Source organism: Rhizobium sp. P2_G9, assembly GCF_056403475.1.
Genome location: NZ_JBFUFK010000055.1, coordinates 64556 through 85517, shown reverse-complemented (window position 1 = coordinate 85517; position 20962 = coordinate 64556). Strand labels below are relative to the sequence as shown.

Genomic DNA, 20962 nt, shown 5'->3' with positions numbered 1-20962 from the left:
CGCGAAAGGCTGTCCCCGATGTATACCGACTATCCTCTCGCAACCATCCGCATCGCCAGAAGTCCGCTCTACAATCTGCTCAGTTCTTTCCCCATCGCCTGTTTCACCTGCGCGTTGGCAACCGACATCGCCTATTGGCAAACGGCCGAAATGACCTGGACCAATTTCTCGGCCTGGCTGCTCGCCGTCGGGCTGGTGATCGGTGTGCTCGCCTGGATTGTCGAACTCTTCGATCTCATTCTCCATCCCCTGCTGCGGCGAATGGGGGCCGCCTGGCTGCAATTGCTTGGTCATCTTGTGGTGCTCATCTTCGCCGTCTTTAACACGCTGATCCACTCGCGCGATGCCTGGGCATCCGTCGTGCCAGAGGGGCTCGCCCTATCGGCGATCACCGTGGTGCTCATGTTCTTCATCGGCTTGCTCAGCACGACGCTGGTTTTCCGGCGCGTCGTCCAGGCCGTAGGAGTGGTTGAAGAATGACCCGCAGCATCATGTCGTCGAAATCATATCGCCGCGGCATCGCCGCTGTCCTCCTCTGCGCAACCGCCCTCACGCTCGCCGGCTGCAACGACAAGGGCGGTAACCCGAAGGACCAGATCGGTCCCAATCCGAAACTGCCCGATCCGCAGCAATTTCTCGCGCCGCCGATGAACCTGGCCAAGGTCGTGGGCTGGAAGGACGGCGAGAAGCCCGATGTGCCGAAGGACCTGTCGATCACTGCCTTCGCCACGGGCTTCAAGCATCCGCGCTCGATCTACACCTTGCCGAACGGCGATATATTGGTGGTCGAATCCGGAGCACCACCGGAAGCTTCCGTCAGGCGCCCGAAGGACATCGTCATGGGCCTGATCGAGAGCTATGTCACCTCGACCGGCGCCGACAGCGGCCCGCCCGGCAATCGTATCATCCTGCTGCGCGATGCCGACGGCGACGGCAAGCCGGAAGTCCGCGAAACCTTCCTCGACAACCTGCATTCGCCCTTCGGCGTGGCGCTGGTCGGCAACGACTTCTACGTCGCTGATACCGATGCCATCCTCCATTATAGCTACACGGACGGCGCGACGAAGATCACTACGCCGGGCAAAGTGCTGACGCCCCTGCCCGGCGGCCCGATCGACCATCACTGGACCAAGAGCCTCGTCGCCAGCCCGGACGGCAAGCTGCTCTATGTCGGTGTCGGCTCGAACAGCAACATCACCGAGAACGGCATCCAGGCCGAAATGAATCGCGCGGCGATCTGGGAAGTCGATCGCGAAACCGGCCGCTGGCGCCTGTTCGCCACCGGCCTGCGCAACCCCAACGGCCTGACCTTCGAACCGGAAACGAAAACACTCTGGACGGTAGTCAACGAGCGCGACGAACTCGGCCCCGACCTCGTGCCGGATTATATGACTTCGGTGAAGGATGGTGCCTTCTATGGTTGGCCCTACAGTTACTACGGCCAACATGTCGATGCCCGCGTCATGCCTCAGCGCCCGGATCTCGTCGCCAAGGCGATCCCGCCGGATTATGCATTGTCGTCGCATGTCGCGCCGCTCGGCCTGGTCTTCGACACCGGCGACAGCCTGCCGGCGAACTATAAGGGCGGCGCCTTCATCGGTGAGCACGGCAGCTGGGACCGGCCGCAACTCAACGGCTACAAGGTCGTCTTCGTACCCTTCAAGGGCGGCAAGCCGGCCGGCATGGCCCAGGATATCGTCACCGGCTTCCTCGACCAGAAGAACCAGGCCCGCGGCCGTCCCGTCGGCGTCGCGCTCGACAAGTCAGGCGCATTGCTGATCGCCGACGATGTCGGCAATACGATCTGGAAGGTGACGGCAGCCAAGCCGTGAATTTGCTCATCCGCTGACGCGCGCACCAGACGCCTGAGAATGGCGGCAAACCGAGTTCGCCGCCATTCTCATTTCATCGTCGGGCTTCAGGCCAGCATGCGGATATTTGGCTCGCGATCCCAGTAACGCCGCCCGGCTGCCGCGACGAAGGCGCCATCAAGGGTGACGACGCCGGCATCCGGGGTCACGCCTGCCTTGTCGAGCAGCGGCTTCGAACTTTCCGAATAACCGATCGCTTTCAGGTGACCGAAGGCATCCACCACCCATTGCGCGGCCGCACCCTGCTTGAGCAGCACCTTGCATCCCTCTGCCGACAGCAACACCGCCACCGCGTCAAAAATCTGCGACGGCGAGCCGAGGAGCTGGCCATCAGCCTTCTGTATCTTGCCGTCCGACAGCGTCGCCCCACCAACTTTCGGCGCAACAATGAATGGCGTGGCGCCTGCCTTACCAACCGCATCGACCAGCGATTTCAGCACTTTGGCATCGCTGCCGTCAGCGATGAGGATGCCGACTTTGCGACCTTCGATCGTCTCGCGCATGTTTTTCTGGATCGACAGGGCCGGCGACGCGTCCATCTCGATCGGCTCGCGGGCGGCGGGATTTTTCTGTGGCAGATCGATGCCGAGACCATCGGCGATGCGTTTTGCCAGCTCCTCATCGACATTGCGAAGATTGCCGACCGTGCGCAGCCGCACATGCTCCAAGTTGACCTTGGAGAGCTCGAAGACGAAAGCGGATGCGACATGCGCCTGTTCCGACGGCGTCTGTGACTTCCAGAAGAGTCGCGCCTGACGATAGTGATCGGCGAAGAGTTCGGCGCGGATGCGCAGCTTGTCACCCTGTTCTTCCTCGCCGGATTGCCCCGCATAGGTCTGGAAACCGGTGACCGGACATTCGCGCGGGCCGCCATCCTCGCCATGCCCGCCAAGGCTGTTGGGTTCATAGTTGGCGCGGCCCTTTGGCACCATCATCTGCATCTGGCCGTCACGCTGGAAATTCATCACTGGACATTTCGGCGCGTTGATCGGCAGCTGGTGGAAATTGGCAGTGCCGAGGCGAGATTTCTGCGTGTCGAGATAGCTGAACAGCCGGCCTTGCAGCAAGGGATCATTGGTGAAGTCGATGCCGGACACGATATTGGCTGGGCAATAGGCGACCTGCTCGGTCTCTGCGAAGAAATTGTCCGGATTGCGGTCCAGAACCATCCGGCCGACAATCCTAAGCGGCAAGACCTCTTCGGGTATGATCTTGGTCCGATCGAGCACATCATAGGGCTGGCTATTGGCGAATTCCTCATCGAAGAGCTGCAGGCCGAGCTCCCATTCGGGGAAATTCCCGGAGGCAATCGATTCGAACAGGTCGCGGCGATGGAAATCATTGTCGGCTGCCTGCAGCTTGAGCGCCTCTTCCCAGACCGTCGACTGCATGCCGAGCTTTGGCCGCCAATGGAATTTAACGAAGGTCGATTTGCCCTCGGCATTGACGAAGCGGAAGGTGTGGATACCGAAACCCTGTATCATCCGGAAGGAGCGCGGTATGGCGCGATCCGACATCGCCCACATCAGCATATGCGTGCTTTCCGGCATCAACGACACGAAATCCCAGAATGTGTCATGAGCGCTCGCGGCCTGCGGATAGGCGCGATCCGATTCCATCTTCACCGAATGAACCAGATCCGGAAACTTGATGGCGTCCTGAATGAAGAAGACCGGAATGTTGTTGCCGACCAGATCCCAATTGCCTTCCTTGGTGTAGAATTTCACCGCAAAGCCGCGAACGTCGCGGGGTGTGTCGACCGAACCGGCGCCACCGGCAACCGTGGAAAAACGCACGAAGACCGGCGTTTTCTCGCCCTTGCGCTGGAAGAGATCGGCCCTGGTAAGGTCGGACAGCGATTCCGTCAGCTCGAAATAGCCGTGCGCGGCGGAGCCACGCGCATGCACGATGCGTTCGGGAATGCGTTCATGGTCGAAATGGAAGATCTTTTCGCGCAGCACGAAATCTTCGAGCAGCGTTGGTCCGCGCTCACCTGAGCGCAGGCTGTTCTGGTTATCCGAGATACGGATGCCCTGGTTGGTGGTCAGGTGCACTTCAGCCTGATGCGGTCCTTTGATCGGAACATGCTGATGAAGTTCACCGCCGCTGCCACGATCGGTGTCGAATTTTGTCTGATCTGCCATGATGGTCTCCGTACCGGATTGTTCGGAGCCTAACGGCAGAGTTGTTTGAAGGTTCCTGTTCGTGGGCCGGAATGCCGGTATCAGCCGAGCCAGATTGCAAGAGCGGGTCTTTGCTGAAAATCTGCCCGTCTGTTTGTAGGTTGCGACCGGGATTAGGCATCAAATCTCATGTTTGGTTCAGATGTCGCCAACAAGAGGCACATGTCGATGAGAAGATATAACGGCGGGCAGCTGGAAAAACTCTGGGATGACGATGGAGAGTTCGGCGAGTTCGTTCGATATTTAGACACGGAAACCGACATATTAAGCGTACTTCAGATAAGGCCCGTCAGGTTCGTTGAGGTAAACACGGGCGATCCCCTCCGCTGGATACCATCAAAGCGACGTTTTGAATTCTGGGATTCGGTACGTCAAAATCTTCATGTATCCGCGAAACCGTATCTGGAAGACTATCCAGGCGGTTTTTTCTATGCCGCGTCAGAATGGAAAGGGCGTGATACCGAGCGTGTGATCGTCCTTGAAAAATATCATTGAAGCAGAGCGCCCCCTCCGAGCTTCAGTCCACATTTCAACTGACGACCCTCAGCACGATCTTGCCGCGATTGTGCTCTTCCTCCAGCGTGCGCTGCGCTCTAGCAGCCTCGGCGAGCGGGAAGACGCGCTGCACCTCCACCCGCACTTTACCCGCGTCGATCAGGCCTGCGATCTCGGAAAGCTGCTCACCGCTCGGCTGCGCCATATAGCCCACGACCTGCACACCGTGATCGGCCGCCTTGTCGCGATCCGGCTCACCGAGCGTCGAAACCAGAATGCCGTGCTTGACCAGCATGTCAAAGGAACGCTCGCGCGTCTCGCCGCTGATCAGGTCGAACACCATGTCGACCGGCTCCAACACGTCCTCGAAGCGCTCGGCCTTATAGTCGATCACCTGGTCGGCGCCGAGGCTGCTGGCGAAATCCAAGTCGGCAGCCGAGACGGTGGTCGCCACCCAGGCACCTCTGGCCTTGGCAAACTGTACCGCAAAGTGCCCGACGCCGCCGGCGCCGCCATGGATAAGCACGCGCTGCCCTGCTCGCACCGCGCCATGATCGAAGAGGCCCTGCCAGGCAGTGATGGCCGCAAGCGGAACAGCAGCCGCTTCGGTCATATTGATGCTCTTCGGCTTCAGCGCCAATTCGCTCTCCTGGACGGCAACATATTCCTCGTAGCCGCCATGCTTGACGTCGAGGAAGGCATAGACCTGATCGCCGACCGAGAACTTGCCGACACTGTCGCCAAGCCCCACAACCTCGCCGGCCATGTCACGGCCCGGCACCATCGGCAGGTCCGTCTCCTTGACAGCCGGATAGCCGCCGTTGCGGATCTTCCAGTCGACCGGATTGACGCTCGCCGCATGCACCTTGACCAGCACTTCGCCGGGCTGCGGCTCGGGTCTGTCGATCTCGCACACCTCAAGAACYTCCGGCCCGCCGAAGGTCCGTATTTGAATCGCTCTCATCTCAATCCTCCTTGGCTCACTGCGAGGCGGTGAGCTTTTGCACATGTTCGAGATGCATTTCGATCGTCGGCAGCGTGTTCTTGGCAAAGCGGCCGAGCCGCTTGTCGTCAGGATTTGAGGAATAGTTCTTGAACAAGGCCACCGCGTCCTGGTGTCCCTTGGTCTGCAGCGCGATATAGGTCTTCTCGAAATCRGCATCGCTGGCTGAGGTCAGCTGCTTCATCGCCGCATCATCCCCGGGCGAAAGCGTATCGGCAGGCGCCGCCATGCCCTCCTTCTTGACGATGGCCGCAAGCCGCTTGCCAGCCTTGGAGTGATCCTTGATCATCATCCGGGCAAAAGCCTTGACGTCCTTTGATTTTGCCTTGTCGAGCGCAAGCTTGGAGGAATCGATCTCGAACTTGCCGGCGCTCGCGACCGTGGAAACGAACATGGTCTTGTCGACCTTCGCCGCAGCCATATCGGACTGAGCGGTATCCGTGGCGGCCTTGGGCTGCTCGGCGGCCATGCCGACGGCGGGGGCGGCGGCGATAAGCGCAACAGCAGTCAAGGCGGTTGCAAGCTTCCATCTGAAGGCTGGAATTGTCATGGCGATCTCCTCTTGGCGATATGAAGTAACCGCCGAGCGGAAAAATCGTTCCGAAGGTCGATGAAAACTTGCCTGACTTTAGTTATTTCAACGAGCTGAAAGCCTCCTGAAGAGGCCATCGCGAAGGCAGATCGCCGCACCTTCTCGGACAGTCCTGAGGCAGGAAACAACGGCAGTTCCGACCTGCCGCCTAACGCTGGCTGAGCTTGCTGAGGCTCGATGCCGCGACCGCCAGCACGATGATCGTCCCGATCAGGATGTCGCGAACGTAGGAGTCGACGCTCATCTGCGTCAGGCCGTTGTCGAGCACGCCGAGGATCAACACCCCGAACAGCGTGGCGAGCACCCGCGGCTCGCCCTCCTCGCTCATCGTCATGCCGAGAAAAACGGCGGCGATCGCCGACAGCATCAGGCCGCTGCCCTGGGTCGGGTTGGCCGAGGCGACGCGGCTTGCATACATGAGCCCCGCCCCTGCCGCACCCAGGCCGGTCAGGCCGAAGGCCGAGAGCCTCAGGATGCGGACGCGGATGCCGGCCAGCCGTGCCGCCTCGGCATTGCCGCCGATCGCATAGAGTTGTCGTCCATAGACGGTGTGTTCCAGCAGGATCCAGACGACGAATAGCACGATGAGTGCGACGAGCGTCAGATAGGGCAGCGTCACCCATTGATCGCCTGCCTGGAAAAGCGGGATGCCGCCACGGGCAAAGCTCGAAAAACTCTCTGGAATGTCGCGCCCGAAGATCGTCTTGCCGTCGCTGACGAAAAAGGCGAGGCCCGAAAAAATCGTCAGCGTCCCCAGCGTGGCGACGAAAGGCAGGATGCCGACATAGCTGACCAGTACGCCGCTCAAGAGCCCGCCGGCGAGCCCGACCAGCAGCGCCAGAGCCAGTGCAGCCGGCACTGGAAAGCCGGCCTGAAAGGCGAGTGCTGCGACGATACCCGCAAGGCTCGCCATCGAGCCGACCGAGAGATCGAAATCTCCCATGACCATGACGATGGTCATCGTAAACGCAGTTACCGCGAGCATCGAGACCTGCTGCGAAATGTTGAGCCAGTTGCGTAGCGTCATGAACGTGTCGGGGATCGCGATCCAGAAGAACAGGATCACTGCGACGATGCCGATCAGGGTTCCATATCTGCGGATTGCCAGAGCCAAAACGAATTCCTCAAGGGGTGACGGCGGGTTCGCCGAATGAAAGGGTGAGCAACCGCGCCTGCGTCAGGCCTTCGGCCGGCACGATCGCCGTCTGGCGGCCTTCGCGCATGACGAGGATGCGATCGGCCATGCCGATCAGTTCGGGCAGATCGGAAGATGCCAGCACGATGGCGACACCGCTGGCGGCCAGCTCGCGCAGCAGGCTGTGAATATCGAACTTGGCGCCGACATCGACGCCACGGGTCGGTTCGTCGAGCAGCAGCACATAGGGGGCGCCCAGCACCGCCCGGGCAAAGACGACCTTCTGCTGGTTGCCGCCGGACAGCTGCAGCACTGGCTGGCGTGGCCCGACCGATTTCAGCTTCACCCGTTCGGCCAGTTCGCGCGACCGCGCAAGCTCGCGGCGCCGGTTGCGGAACAGGCCGGCGCGGCTGAGTGCGCTGAGATGCGACAGAACCGTATTGTCGGCCACCGAGGCGCGCGGCAACAGCCCTTCGCGGCGCCGTTCGCGCGGCACATAGGAAAAACCCTCGTGCCAGCGCGTTGCCGCATCGCCCGGTTTCAGCCGACGCCCCTTCAGCTCGATGCTTCCACTGGTCACCTTTTCGGCGCCGATCAGCAAGCGCAGAAGCTCGCTCTGACCCGCGCCGGCCAGTCCGGAAACGCCGAGGATCTCACCGGCATGCAGTTCGAAGCCAATGTCCCTGACCACTGTCGAGCCAAGCCCGGAAACCTTGAGCACGACCTCCGATTGGGCAACCACTTGCCGCACGGGATAGGCCTCGGCCAGCGTGCGGCCGGTCATCATCTCGATGATCGACGCCTTGCTGCAATCTCCTATCGCCTTCGTCGCCACGGTCTCGCCATCGCGCAGGACCGTGACGCGATCGGCAATCCGCATCACCTCGTCCATGCGGTGCGACACGTAGATGATGCCGCGGCCGCTGGCGCGCAGATTGCCGATGACTTTGAACAGCCGTTCGGATTCCTCGCTGGTCAGCGCCGCCGTCGGCTCGTCCATGACATAGAGCCGTGCGGCCTCGCCGCCCTCGTCAAGAAAAGCCGCGGCGATCTTCACCAGCATCTGGTCGCCGACAGTGAGCCGCGCCATTTTGCGCCCCGGATCGATCGTGGAGATGTCGAGCGCCTTGAGTGCCTCCAGAGCACGACGGTTCAGCGCCCGCCAATCGGCCAGGATACCAAGCCGGCGCGGATAAGGCCTGCCGAGAAACAGGTTTTCGGCGACCGACAGTTCCGGGATGATGCTGAGTTCCTGGTGGATGAAGCGCAGGCCGAGCCGCGCCGACTGCGACGGATGACCGATCGTCACTGTCTTGCCGTCCAGCACGATGTCTCCATTGTCGGCTGTCGTGGCGCCCGCGAGAATGCGGATCAGCGTCGATTTGCCGGCGCCGTTTTCGCCCATCAGCGCATGCACTTCGCCGCGCTCGACCGAAAGCGACGCATCCTTGAGGGCCGGCACGCCTGCATAGGCCTWCGCGAGATGGCGGATGTCGAGTAATGGTTCGGTCATGGGCGTTTCAAACAAGACGAAAGGCCCTCTCTGGCCTGCCGGCCATCTCCCCCACAAGGGTGGAGAAGACTTGCGGCGACCCGCTCGACCTAGTTGAGGCATCAGCGATGCGGCTGGGTTAAGCCCCTCCCCCTTGTGGGAAAGGGTTTGGGGCGGGGTCTTTGCGCCATATGGGGCGGGGTCTTCACGCAACCGCGCCCCGGCGATCCATCAATCCTTGGCGTTGGCCGCGGTGATCAGCTTGGTCGGCACGTAAATCACGCTCTGCTTGATCTTCTCGCCGGCGAGGTAGCGCTTGACGGCATCGGCTGTGGTCTTGCCGATGCCCTTGAAATCCTGCGCCATCGAGGCTTCGAAATTTGTGCCCTTGCCGATGGCATCGCGTGCCTGCGGATTGGCGTCGATGCCGGTGATGACAATGCCTTCGTTCTGGCGGCCGGCAGCCTCGATGGCCTGCAATGCGCCGAGCGCCGGCTGGTCCCAGGCCGCCCAGACGGCCGAGATCGAGCCCTTGTCCGGATGGGCGGCGAGGATCGCCTCCATCTTGGCGCGGGAATCGGCAATGCCGCCGTCATCGACCTTGGGCGTGACGCGCTCGATCACCTTGATATCCGGGTTGTTCTTGAAGATCGCATCGGCGATGACGCCGCGTGCCTGCACCGGCGGGAAGGCGTCGAACACGAACATCACGACATTGCCCTTGCCATTGATGCGATTGGTGACATAGGCGGCCGTGTCGGCGGCCATGGAATAGCCGTTCGAGGTGACATTGGTGACCAGAAGCGGGCTCGCGCCGGCATCCATGCCGAACACCGGAATGCCGGCATCCTTGGCGGTCTGCAGGCCGGCGGCGACCTGTGCCGGATCGACATTGATGACGATCGCATCGACCTTCTGGTTGCTGACGTCTTCGAGACGGCTGATGGCAGCAGCCACGTCGCCCTTGGTATCGATGACATTGACGTCCCAGCCATTCGCCTTGGCCTCAGCCTGGAAGGCCTCGACATAGAATTGCGTGCCGGGCTGCGACAGATAGGGCGTGACCACCGCGATCTTCGCCGCAGCATGGGCCGCACCCGCCATCATCAGCGCCGCAAAAGCACTGGCAAGCACGCCGGCTTTCAATCTGAACGTCATGGAAACCTCCCCCTCAACTTTCGAATTTTTCGAATTCCGGCGGGAGGTTAGCCGAGCTTGACCGGCATTTCAATAGACATGCCTGCCCGTTTGCAAAGGCGATTGTCAGCCTGAAAATGCCCCGCTAAGGATGGCGACGCATTGACGAAATCGGAGGATATCGTGAGCAAACCCATGCTGATCGGCATCGATGTCGGCACGACGGCAGTCAAGGCCGCCCTCTATGATATCGACGGCAATGCAGAGCGCACATTTGCTCGCCCCTACCCCTCCCATCGCCGCCCACCGAACGTGGTAGAACAGGATCCCGATGACTGGATGATACACGTCCAGGCAGCGCTGGCCGAACTCACGGCCGGACTGCAGCCGGAGCAATTGCACGGCATCGGCCTATGCTCCCAGGTCAACACGCATGTTTTCGTCGACGAAAACGGCAACGCGCTGATGCCGGCGATCATCTGGCAGGACGGCCGCTGCGCCGAAGTCGCCGCCGAACTGGACGCCAAGGTTTCCGAGGCTGACAAGATCGGCTGGTGGGGCGCACCGCTGCCCATCGACGCCAGCCACGTCCTGGCTCGGATGGAATGGGTGAAGCGGCACCGTCCCGATATCTGGCGAAAAACGCGATGGGTCATGGCGCCAAAGGATTACTGCATCCTGCAGCTGACCGGCGAGGCGGTCGCCGACCCGATGGCGTCCTTCGGCATCATCGACCAGAGCCTGACCTATATCGACAGCCTTGTCGGACTTGTCGACGGCGCGCGCGAACGCCTCGCCCCACTCCGGCGCTTTGCCGATTCCGCCGGTCGCATCCGCGACGGCCTTCCGGGCGCCGACACGCCGATGGTGACGGGCACGATGGACGCATGGTCCGGCCTGTTCGGCTGCGGTGCACTGCAGGATGGCGACGGCATGTATCTCAGCGGCACCAGTGAAATCCTCGGCATCGTCTCGCAACACAAAATCCCGATCCCCGGCGTCATCGCATTCCCGCGCTGCGAAGACATCACCTTGCATGCCGGACCGACCCAAGCCGGAGGCGCCTCGATCGCCTGGCTCGCCAACCTGTTGTCGAAATCGCCGACAGACCTTTCGGCGCTCGCCGAGACCGTCGATCGCAGCCGGCTTACGCCGATCTTCCTGCCGCATCTCCAGGGCGAGCGGGCGCCGATCTGGAACATCAATACCCGCGCCTCCTTTTCCGGTGTCGATTCCTCGATGGGGCCAGCCGAATTCGCGGTCGCGACGATGGAAGGTGTCGCATTCTCTGTGCGGCTCGCGGTCAACAGCCTGCAACAATCGGCCGACTGCATCCCAAAAGTCTTCAACGCAGCGGGCGGCGGCATGGCCTCCGACATCTGGTGCCAGATCCGCGCCGACATCCTGGGCAAGCCGTTGCGGCGGCTGAAAAACCTCGATGCAGGCGTCCTCGGCGCCGCCGTCCTCGCCGGCACCGGCGCGGGTCTGTTCTCCTCACTGCCAGAGGCGGCTAGCCGGCTGGTGGTCACGGACCGGATGTTCGAACCCGACTCCAGGCTGGCGGACCGCTATGCCTATGGTTACGGCAAATATCTCGAACTCTACCGGCAACTCGAAACGTTCAACGCCGACTTCGTCGCGCGCAAACAGTAGAAAAGCCATTGTAGAGAGCCATCCGGGAAGAGGCGATCCCGCCAGCTTCAATCTGCGTGCCTGCCTGAGGTGTTGATCCCTGACGCCGTCGGCCGAAGCCGCCGGGTTCCCTCGCCTGCCACTTGTCTCTCAATGGTCGAAATAACTCGCCTTGATCATCACGGCGTCATCGAGGTGAATGACGAAATCCGCCTTCTTGTCGCCATTGGTGTCGCCTTCGATCCAGGTGTCGGATTTTCCCTTCACATAGTGGAGCTCGCCGGCTTGGCCGCTGAACGCATCTGCACCGATGAAGTCGAAAGCCTGAACGCCGCCTTTTTTCGAATCCGCATCCCAGCCGGTCAGATCGATATGGTCGACCTTGGTGAAGTCGAAAATCGTGTCGGCCGAGCCGTGTGTCTTGCCGCTATCGCCGGTGTCGAATACGAACGTATCCACCCCGCCATTGCCATAGAGCTGGTCCGTGCCCCCGCCGCCCAGAAGGCTATCGTCACCGTCCATGCCCTCGATCTTGTTGACGCCGGAATTACCGGTGATGTGGTTGGCGAGACTGTTGCCGGTGCCTCCGATGCCGTCCGATCCGGTCAATACCAGGCTCTCGACCTGATCGGTCAGCGTATAGGCGATGCTGCTCTTCACCGTATCCTTGCCGCCGCCCGCCAGTTCGGTGACCGTGTCACCCTGGTTGTCGACAATGTAGGTATCGTTGCCACCGCCGCCGACCATGTGATCGGCGCCGCCGCCGCCATCGAGCGTGTCGTTGCCCGCGCCAGCATCGATCCCTTGGGGATCAGAAACCGAGACTTGCAGCGTGTAGGTCGTGCCAGCGGACATGGTTCCGTTGTTCCAGTCACTCACCCGAATATAATAGGTTCCGGCGCTTACCGTCGTGAAGCTGCCGAAGCTGTCCGTCGACGACGAGGAACCACCGGCTCCATCCAGAACGGAGCCATCATTGAATTGGCTCAGATAGCTGGTCGGATCGGCGCCATAAATCCGCACATTGCTATCGTTGGAGCCACCTGACATGCCGTCTATGTCAAGCGTGATTGTCGACCCTGCGGCTACAGTCAGCTTGTACCAATCGCGCGCATCGCTGTCGGCGGTGCCTGAGATAGTGACATGCGGGTCGGTCGTGGAATTCTCTATATTGGCATTCTCGGTCAGCGCGAAATCACCGGTGATGTCGAGCGCAGTGCCATAATCGTTGTTGCCCGCGCCTGCGGCTTTTGTGACCGCGCCCGTCCCCGTGCCGACCCCCGAGGCGACGGCTGGAACGCCGTCGCCATAGAGCGTATCGGTGCCGTCGTCGCCGTAAACCTTGTCGTTGCTGCCAAGGCCGGCGAGAAAATCGGTACCGCCATTGCCATGCAGCGTGTTGACCTTGTCGCTGCCAACGATGTGGTCATTGCCCGCACCGCCGGCGGCATTCTCGATCTCGACGCCGTTGGCGACCGTGAATCCGCCGCGGATGCCAACGGCGTAGGAAATGCCGCCGCCTGCGATCGAATCATAGTGCAGCGATGCGGGGCGGAGATCGATGACGGCCGAATCCGAACCATTCTGGACAATCGTGTCCCTGCCGCCCGTATCCCAGATTCCCTGGAAATAGGTACCTTTCACATTGGCTGTCGGCAGCACATAGGTGTCGTTGGCGCCGTTGTGATCGGTGTTGGCCCCATACATGCCCTGCATCGCGGCGATGTCGAGCGCCATCGGACTGGCGGCCCCGCCATAATCGAGCGGGTAGGCGCTTCCAAAGGCCTGAGCAAAGCTTCGGTTATAGGCCATGATCGAATCCACACTTTGGTTGAGGCTGAACGCGCCCAACTGACCAAAGGGATCGGTGGTGCCAGGCAGGGCCGCTGAGCCGCCGCCATTGTCGAAAGGATGGGCCAGCCCCATGCCGTGGCCGATCTCATGGATAAGCGTCAGAAAGCCGTCGCCGCCCGGCTGCAGGTTGGTCCATTCGGTCGTATCGGCATTGTATACTCCGGCTCCGTCAATCTGATAGCTGGTGCTTCCGAGGGTCGCCGTCCCACCATCCACATCCCAATGCGCGAGCTCGTTACCGCTGAAAGCTGACGCTGGCGCCTTGAACATGAAGAAATTGGCTTGGCTGGGGTCCGAGACCTGGGTGAAATGGACGTTGGCGACATCGCTCCACGTGCCATAGGCCTTCATCGCCGCATTGATCTCGTCCTGGGTCCAGGCCTTCGCGGTAAAATTTTCGCCAGCTGGAGCGGTGACGGTGCCATCGCCGACAAAGAAGACCTTGATGTTCTTCGGCGAGGTGACGTTCCATTCCACCGTGTCAAGCGGCGACGCCTTATCGATCTGCAGCGTATACTGGCCGCTCGCGCCCACCGTGCCTTCACCCGCGGTGAGTATCGTCGTCGTATCGATCGCCCGGAAGGTGATCCGGCTGACACCAAAACCCCAGTCGCCGGCCTCTGTGATGACGGTGTTGCCATCCGCCGTGCGTGCGTTGACATAGGTCGAATGCAGCGGGTTGTCGCCACTGCCGGAAACGGTCACCGTATAATACTGGCCGACAACGGTCTGGACCGCATAGTAATCGTCGTCGTAACTGGATGCATTCACCGGGCTTGCCTGGCCGGTCACCGAACCGCCGATTTCGAGCGTCGCGGGCGTCGATGCGCTGTTGGGAATGTCTTCTTGATAGGCTGACAGCATATAGTCGCCAGTGGACTTGCCGGAGCCTGAAGCGGCAAGATAGTAGGTTCCCGCTTCCGCAGCAGTGAAATGCAGATACGAGGCGGTTTTGAAATTGTCGCTGCCAATCAGCGGATTGACGATCAAGCCGGCGCCGACATCGTCGTTTGAATCGATCAGCTGGCCATCAGGACCATAAAGCGACAGCAGGGGATTGAAAGATGCATCGCCATTGGATGCAGCCGAAACGAGATTGAACGAATAGCTCTGCCCTGCATCGAGATGGACCTTGATCCAATCACTATCGCCCGATTTCTCGATACTGCTGTGGAATGGCTCACCGTCGACATCCATGGACGCAGTCGTTGTCGAATTTCCAGGTATGTCTGCCATAAATACCTCCACAGATGCGCTGCTTCGACATGGAGAACTTGTTTTTGACCCTTATTGAGCTAATTTATACATACGTTATTTACATATTCAATGACAGACGCACGCCTGTTGAGGGCGTTTTTGATGCGCCTCTTTGCTTCTTGCTTCGGAAGATCTTGCCTAAGTCGACACCGGCAAAGCCGAAACCTCAGGTTCGGCAAACGATCGTTACCGGAGAAGATTGCGCCCGCGTTCCGCAATCCTAGAATTTCGACCCGGCGCGCCGTCGAACCAGAGTCCAGCGCTCAAGTTCGAGTTTCGCATCCGGCAAGGCCCGGTGCGGCAGCGACACTGGCTCCGTTGTCTCAATAACACTGGCGACAAGGCTTGCGACCTCAGCTTCAGGGGAATCCGGCCTCATTGCTGCACGCGCAGCATCCAGGAATGCGTCGTCGGATTTTCTTAACCGAAGTGCATGCCGCGGCAAGCCGGCGGCGCGCAGAAGCGTGCTTAGCCATTTGCCATCCCATGAAGGCGCACTTGCATAGAGGTCATGCCCCGAAAGCGTCTCGACCATTTCGGCGGCAAGCACCTCGACGGACACACCTTCTGCAAGCAGGATATCCCGCCCGATCCCGTGAATCCTTTCTGCTTCGGACGACCAGTCGGTCCAATTATCGGCCGGCCGTATCAGGCAGGTTCGCGAGCGGCCATCCTCGAAGACCCACGCCACTTCTATTGGATAACTGTTCCTGGCGAGCGACGATGCTTCGAAGTCCAGGAACACGATCATGAATGCGGCCCCGTCGAAAGCCCGCCGATGTCGCCCGCAAGCTCGATCCAGACGGGCGCGTGGTCACTCGTGTGCTCCCAGCCGCGGACGTGCTTGTCCACCCCGGCTGCAGCGAGATCAGCTGCAACCGCCGGGCTAAGGAGAAAATGATCGATCCTCAGTCCGGCATTGCGCGCGAAAGCGTTGCGAAAATAATCCCAGAATGTGTAGACGCGGGCGTCGCCGTTCAGCGTCCGCAATGCGTCGGTCCAGCCCTGCCCCACCAGATTCCTATAGGCATCCCACACTTCGATGCGAAACAACGCATCGTCGAGCCAACGCTCCGGTTTATAGACATCGATTTCGGTCGGCATGACGTTGTAATCGCCGGCAAGCACGATGGGCACGCCAAGTTCCAGGAGTTCGGCCGCATAGGCGGTCAGTCGCCGGAACCAGGCCAGTTTGTAGTCAAACTTGGGGCCCGGCCAAGGATTGCCGTTCGGAAGATATAGGCACCCGATGATTATGCCATGCACCGCCGCCTCGATGTATCGGCTGTGCACGTCATCCGGATCGCCAGGCAGATCTTTGCGCGTGAGGATGGGGGGCTCATCTTTGGCCAGGATGGCGACACCGTTCCAGGATTTCTGTCCGTGCCAGATGGCGCCGTACCCGGCCTTCTCGATCGCCGCGATCGGAAACTTTTCGTCCGGAGCCTTCAGTTCCTGAAGACAGACGACATCGGGCGCGGCCTCGGCCAGCCATTTGAGCAGCACGTCGAGCCGGCCATTCACTCCATTGACGTTGTAGGTCGCTATTTTCATATCCTTGCAGCACTCCCGGCAATCGCCCTCACCGCCGCCCGGTCGAGGACATCGCCGTCTCGCGGAACTCGGTAGGAGTAACGCCGTAACTGCGGCGAAAGACTTTGGAAAAATAATTATTGTCGAGCATGCCGACCAAGGCGGCGATCTCCTTCACCGGCAGTTCGCGATTGGTGGTCAGCAGTTTCGCGGCGCGCTTCATCCGCTGCTGCATGACATATTCGGCCGGCGCCAGACCGGTCAGGTTGGCGAAGCTGCGTGAAAAATGCGCCCGGCTGAGGCCTGCAACTCCGGCAAGCGTGTCCACCTGCAGCGGATTGTCGAGGTGGGTGGACACATATTGCATGGCGCGGTTGATCGCGTTCTCCGAGTCCAACAATCTTTCCGAGGGGCCAAATGCGCCGTCGTAGAGCGCCATCGTCGCTTCATAGGCGATCGCGGATGCCTCTCCCGGCGTCTCGGCCTTTCCCTGGACCAGGCGCAGCACGCAGGAAGCCAATTTGTCGATGCAATTGCTCTTCAGGCGCAGGATCGGCCCATGCGCATTCAGCACCGCCTCGTGGATTCTCAGCGCTTCCGTCCCGTTCGTCGATATCCAGAAGAATTCCCATTTGTCCCCCTTCTCGACCCAGTAGCAATGATTGTGCGGCACAAGAACGAGGAAAGATTCCCCCGGGCGAAGCTTGATGATCCGGTTCTCGTATCTCAGCGTCCCCGTCCCGCTGATCGTGTGTTGAAGCACCGTAAACGGCACCTGCCCCCGCAAACGGCCATCCCAGAAATAGTTGGGATCGGATTGCAGGTCATAGCCGGCCGAGGTCGGCATGGCGTGCAAAGGATGCCGCGCACGCGGCACGGAGATGGCTTTCAGGGCGCGTCCGTTTTCGATCAGATTTGAGAGCATAATTTTACTATCGATAGCACAATCATTCTCTTTTCATTGCACGAATTGACGGCATATTCAAATGCAGGCTTAGGGAGAGAGGCAGCCACAGCCGACGGGAGGCATGGCGCACGATTTCCCTCATCAGTTCCAAAACCGGATTCGCATAGCGCAAATGCTGCGTTTGCGAAATTTTATGGACGCAAATAGAATGACCTTCAAAATCGCGATCATCGGCGCAGGCAGCGTCGGCTTCACCCGCAAACTCTTCACCGACATTCTGTCGGTGCCGGAATTTCAGGACGTCGAGTTCGCCCTGACCGATATGTCTGAGCACAATCTTTCCCTCATCAGCACGCTGCTGAATAAGATCAAGGATGCGAACGGCCTCAAGGTCAGGATTTCGGCGACGACCGACCGCAAGAAGGCGCTCGAAGGCGCGCGCTACATCCTGTCCTGCGTTCGTGTCGGCGGTCTCGAAGCCTATGCGGACGATATCCGCATCCCGCTTTCCTATGGCATCGACCAGTGTGTCGGTGATACGATTTGCGCCGGCGGCATCATGTACGGCCAGCGCAACATCCCGGTGATCCTGGATTTCTGCCGCGATATCAATGCGGTTGCCGAGACCGGTGCGAAATTCCTCAACTATGCCAACCCGATGGCAATGAACACCTGGGCGGCGATCGAATATGGCAAGGTCGACACGATCGGTCTTTGCCACGGCGTCCAGCACGGCGGCGAGCAGATCGAGGAAATCCTCGGCGCCAAGCACGGCGAACTCGATTTCATCTGCTCGGGCATCAACCACCAGACCTGGTATGTCGACATCCGCCTGCGCGGCCGCAAGATCGGCAAGGACGAACTGGTTGCGGCTTTCGAAGCGCATCCGGTCTTCTCCAAGCAGGAGAAGGTGCGTATCGACGTGCTGAAGCGCTTCGGCTTCTATTCGACCGAAAGCAACGGCCATCTCTCCGAATACCTGCCCTGGTACCGCAAGCGGCCGGAAGAGATCACCAAGTGGATCGACATGTCCGACTGGATCCATGGCGAGACCGGCGGCTACCTGCGCTACACGACCGAGAACCGCAACTGGTTCGAGACGGAATTCCCCGAATTCCTGAAGGAAGCCGAAAAGCCGTTCAGCCAGTACAAGCGCTCCAACGAGCATGCCAGCCACATTCTCGAAGCGCTGGAGACAGGGCGCGTCTATCGCGGCCATTTCAACGTCAAGAACAAGGGCGTGATCACCAACCTGCCGTCGGACGCGATCATCGAATCCCCTGGCTTCGTCGATCGCTTCGGCCTCAACATGAGCGCCGGCATCACCCTGCCGGAAGCCTGTGCAGCCACCTGCATTTCCTCGATCAATGTGCAGCGGATGAGCGTGCATGCGGCGATCGCCGGCGATGTCGATCTCTTGAAGCTCTCCATGCTGCATGATCCGCTGGTCGGCGCCATCGCCTCGCCGGAAGAGATTTGGCAGATGGTCGATGAAATGCTTGTTGCCCAAGCCAATTGGCTGCCGCAATATGCCGATGCCATTCCGGCTGCGCGCGAACGGCTGAAGAACCCGAAGGTCAAGACCCGCGAATGGGCGGGTTCGGCGCGCCGCGCGGTGCGTTCGGTCGAGGAACTGAAGGCCGAGAAACTCGCCAAGGCGAGCTGAAGCAGATCGACGGAATACCGCGGACACCTGAGGAGGCTCGTGTCCGCGGTCATATAGGTAGGGAACGGCCGGAATGGACCGGCCACAGAAAGTGGGAGATGAGATGAACAAGAAAGTTGCGATCCGGTCGAGCCTTGTGCTCGCCATCAGCGCGTCCGCGATTGCGATCAGCGCTGCGTCGTCCTTTGCCGAGTCGCCGCCGGAGCCGAAGACTTTTGCCGCACAGGGCAAGATCAAATACGTGCTGCCGACCGACATCCTCGAATTCAAGGCGCTGCCGCAATATCACGAGCCGGACTGGGTGACGGAGAAATTCGTCAAGACCGGCAAGCTGCCGGCCGTCAAGGATCGCCTGCCGAAGGAGCCAATGGTCTTCAAGACCAAGAACATGGTCGATGGCGTCGGCGTCTATGGCGACGTCATGCGCCATGTCATCGGCGGCCGGCCGGAAGGCTGGAACTATGAAGCCGGCCAGACCCAGGGCTGGGGCGGCATCGATATCGGCCTTTCTGAATGCCTGACGCGTACCGCACCGCTCTTCCAGGTCAAGCCCGAAGCGCTCGAGCCGCTGCCGAACCTCGCCAAGAGCTGGGAATGGTCCAAGGACGGCCACAAGCTGACCATGCACCTGATCGAAGGCGCCAAATGGTCCGACGGCGTGCCTTTCAACTCCGAAGACGTGATGTTCTATTGGGACGACAACGTCGTCGACCCGAATGTCAGCCCGCTGAACGGCGCCACACCGGAAACGTTCGGCGCCGGCACGACGCTGAAGAAGATCGACGACTACACCGTCGAATGGACCTTCAAGGAGGCGTTCCCCAAGCAATATATCTATGCGATGGCCTATGGCACCTTCTGCCCCGGCCCGGCGCATATCCTGAAACCCCAGCATCCGAAATATTCGAAGAACACCTACGAGCAGTACAAGAACGCCTTCCCGCCGAACTATCTGGGCTTCCCGACCATGGGCGCCTGGGGCGTGGTGGAATATCGGGCGGACGACATTATCGTGCTGCGCCGTAATCCCTACTATTGGAAGGTCGACGAGAAGGGCAACCAGCTGCCTTATCTCAACGAGCTGGAATACAAGCTTTCGACCTGGGCGGACCGTGACGTGCAGGCCGTGGCTGGCTCGGGCGACTTCTCCAACCTGGAGCAGCCGGAAAACTTCGTCGAGTCGCTCAAGCGCGCGGCCGATCCGAAGGCCCCCGCGCGGCTTGCTTTCGGCGCCCGCCTGATCGGCTACAATCTCTATATGAACTTCTCCGCCAACGGCTGGGGCGATCCCGATGCGCGTGGCCAGGCGATCCGCGAACTCGACCGCGATCTTCACTTCCGCAAGGCGGTGACCATGGCGGTCGACCGGGCCAAGCTCGGACAGTCGCTGGTCAAGGGTCCGTTCACCTCGATCTATCCGGGCGGCCTCGCCTCGGGCAACAACTTCTATGACCGAAAGTCCACGGTCTACTATCCCTTCAACCTGAAGGAAGCAAAGAAGGAGTTGGCTGCAGCCGGTCTGAAGGACACTGACGGCGACGGCATCGTCAACTTCCCCGCCGACAAGGGCGGCAAGGATGTCGAGATCACGCTGCTGGTCAACGGCGACTACACCACCGATAAGAGCCTTGCGGAAGGCGTCGTCGGCCAGATGGAAAAGCTTGGCCTGCGCATCGTCCTCAACACGCTCGACGGCACCAAGCGCGACAATGCCGAATATGCCGGCAAGTTCGACTGGGTGATCCGCCGCCATGACTCCGAGCTCACCTCGACGGTGCAGAACACCGCGGCGCTGGCCGCAACCGGTCCGCAGACAAGCTGGTTCCACCGCGCCGGCAAGGATGACAAGCTCGACCTGATGCCCTTCGAACAGAAGATGGTCGACCTGGTCAGCGCCTTCATCAAGTCGCAAGACCCTGCTGAACGCGCCAAGATCATGAAAGACTACCAGCATGTCTCGACGGAGAACATCAACGGTGTCGGCCTGACCGAATATCCGGGCGCGCTGATCATCAACAAGCGCTTCTCCAACATTCCGCCGGGCACGCCGATCTTCATGTTCAATTGGGCTGAAGACAACATCATCCGTGAACGGGTGTTCGTGCCGAAGGACAAGCAGTCCGATTTCGAACTGCACAAGGACATGCTGGTCGGCCAGCCGGGTGGCAACCCGCTGCAATAACGGTTCTCCCGGGTGGGTCCCGG

16 protein-coding genes are annotated in these 20962 nt (G+C 60.5%); 6 read left to right on the top strand and 10 right to left on the bottom strand.

The genetic code is table 11. The annotated features are described in order from the left end of the window. Nucleotides 1–18: 18 nt before the first annotated feature. Complete coding sequence (locus AC1DYF_RS33915) at nucleotides 19–480, top strand: DUF2231 domain-containing protein (RefSeq protein ID WP_477882444.1); 462 nt, start codon at nucleotides 19–21, stop codon at nucleotides 478–480. A gap of 11 nt (nucleotides 481–491) precedes the next feature. Further along, on the top strand, nucleotides 492–1832 hold the full coding sequence (locus tag AC1DYF_RS33910) for a PQQ-dependent sugar dehydrogenase (RefSeq protein WP_477882464.1): 1341 nt from the start codon (nucleotides 492–494) through the stop codon (nucleotides 1830–1832). Between the two features lie 86 nt (nucleotides 1833–1918). On the opposite strand, the gene AC1DYF_RS33905 is transcribed toward AC1DYF_RS33910, so the two are convergent. Continuing rightward, a complete protein-coding gene (locus AC1DYF_RS33905; RefSeq protein ID WP_477882442.1) occupies nucleotides 1919–4015 on the bottom strand; it encodes a catalase in 2097 nt (698 codons plus the stop codon). Between the two features lie 207 nt (nucleotides 4016–4222). On the opposite strand from AC1DYF_RS33905, the gene AC1DYF_RS33900 reads away from it, so the two are divergent. Next, nucleotides 4223–4549, top strand: a complete 327-nt coding sequence (locus tag AC1DYF_RS33900; RefSeq protein ID WP_477882440.1) for a hypothetical protein — start codon at nucleotides 4223–4225, stop codon at nucleotides 4547–4549. Between the two features lie 34 nt (nucleotides 4550–4583). On the opposite strand, the gene AC1DYF_RS33895 is transcribed toward AC1DYF_RS33900, so the two are convergent. The 5 genes from AC1DYF_RS33895 to AC1DYF_RS33875 form a co-directional block, all read right to left on the bottom strand. Continuing rightward, nucleotides 4584–5513: an NADP-dependent oxidoreductase gene (locus AC1DYF_RS33895; RefSeq protein ID WP_477882438.1), complete on the bottom strand. Its 930-nt coding sequence runs from the start codon at nucleotides 5511–5513 to the stop codon at nucleotides 4584–4586. Nucleotides 5514–5529: 16 nt separating this feature from the next. Beyond that, nucleotides 5530–6102, bottom strand: coding sequence for a DUF4142 domain-containing protein (locus AC1DYF_RS33890; RefSeq protein WP_477882437.1), 573 nt, complete (start codon nucleotides 6100–6102; stop codon nucleotides 5530–5532). Between the two features lie 190 nt (nucleotides 6103–6292). Next, nucleotides 6293–7258: an ABC transporter permease gene (locus AC1DYF_RS33885; protein WP_477882435.1), complete on the bottom strand. Its 966-nt coding sequence runs from the start codon at nucleotides 7256–7258 to the stop codon at nucleotides 6293–6295. A gap of 10 nt (nucleotides 7259–7268) precedes the next feature. Beyond that, nucleotides 7269–8792, bottom strand: a complete 1524-nt coding sequence (locus tag AC1DYF_RS33880; protein ID WP_477882434.1) for a sugar ABC transporter ATP-binding protein — start codon at nucleotides 8790–8792, stop codon at nucleotides 7269–7271. A 210-nt stretch (nucleotides 8793–9002) separates the two neighbouring features. Continuing rightward, complete coding sequence (locus tag AC1DYF_RS33875) at nucleotides 9003–9929, bottom strand: substrate-binding domain-containing protein (RefSeq protein ID WP_477882432.1); 927 nt, start codon at nucleotides 9927–9929, stop codon at nucleotides 9003–9005. Between the two features lie 162 nt (nucleotides 9930–10091). Between AC1DYF_RS33875 and AC1DYF_RS33870 the strand changes: the two genes are divergently transcribed. Then, complete coding sequence (locus AC1DYF_RS33870; protein ID WP_477882430.1) at nucleotides 10092–11561, top strand: xylulokinase; 1470 nt, start codon at nucleotides 10092–10094, stop codon at nucleotides 11559–11561. Between the two features lie 129 nt (nucleotides 11562–11690). Here AC1DYF_RS33870 and AC1DYF_RS33865 read toward each other — a convergent pair whose 3' ends face one another. From AC1DYF_RS33865 to AC1DYF_RS33850, 4 genes are all read right to left on the bottom strand, one after another. Next, nucleotides 11691–14630 carry a pre-peptidase C-terminal domain-containing protein gene (locus tag AC1DYF_RS33865; RefSeq protein WP_477882428.1) on the bottom strand — a complete coding sequence of 980 codons (2940 nt, stop codon included), beginning with the start codon at nucleotides 14628–14630 and terminating at the stop codon, nucleotides 11691–11693. Nucleotides 14631–14871: 241 nt separating this feature from the next. Continuing rightward, entirely contained in the window at nucleotides 14872–15402 is a 531-nt protein-coding gene (locus tag AC1DYF_RS33860; RefSeq protein ID WP_477882426.1) for a 3'-5' exonuclease, read from the bottom strand. Continuing rightward, nucleotides 15399–16205: an exodeoxyribonuclease III gene (gene xth / locus AC1DYF_RS33855; protein ID WP_477882425.1), complete on the bottom strand. Its 807-nt coding sequence runs from the start codon at nucleotides 16203–16205 to the stop codon at nucleotides 15399–15401. Before xth ends, AC1DYF_RS33860 begins: the two co-directional genes overlap by 4 nt. A gap of 28 nt (nucleotides 16206–16233) precedes the next feature. Next, entirely contained in the window at nucleotides 16234–17109 is an 876-nt protein-coding gene (locus tag AC1DYF_RS33850; RefSeq protein ID WP_477882424.1) for an AraC family ligand binding domain-containing protein, read from the bottom strand. A gap of 190 nt (nucleotides 17110–17299) precedes the next feature. On the opposite strand from AC1DYF_RS33850, the gene melA reads away from it, so the two are divergent. Both melA and AC1DYF_RS33840 read left to right on the top strand, forming a co-directional pair. Further along, on the top strand, nucleotides 17300–18757 hold the full coding sequence (gene melA, locus AC1DYF_RS33845) for an alpha-galactosidase (RefSeq protein WP_477882423.1): 1458 nt from the start codon (nucleotides 17300–17302) through the stop codon (nucleotides 18755–18757). 103 nt (nucleotides 18758–18860) lie between these two features. Continuing rightward, nucleotides 18861–20939 carry an ABC transporter substrate-binding protein gene (locus AC1DYF_RS33840; protein WP_477882422.1) on the top strand — a complete coding sequence of 693 codons (2079 nt, stop codon included), beginning with the start codon at nucleotides 18861–18863 and terminating at the stop codon, nucleotides 20937–20939. Nucleotides 20940–20962: the final 23 nt, after the last annotated feature.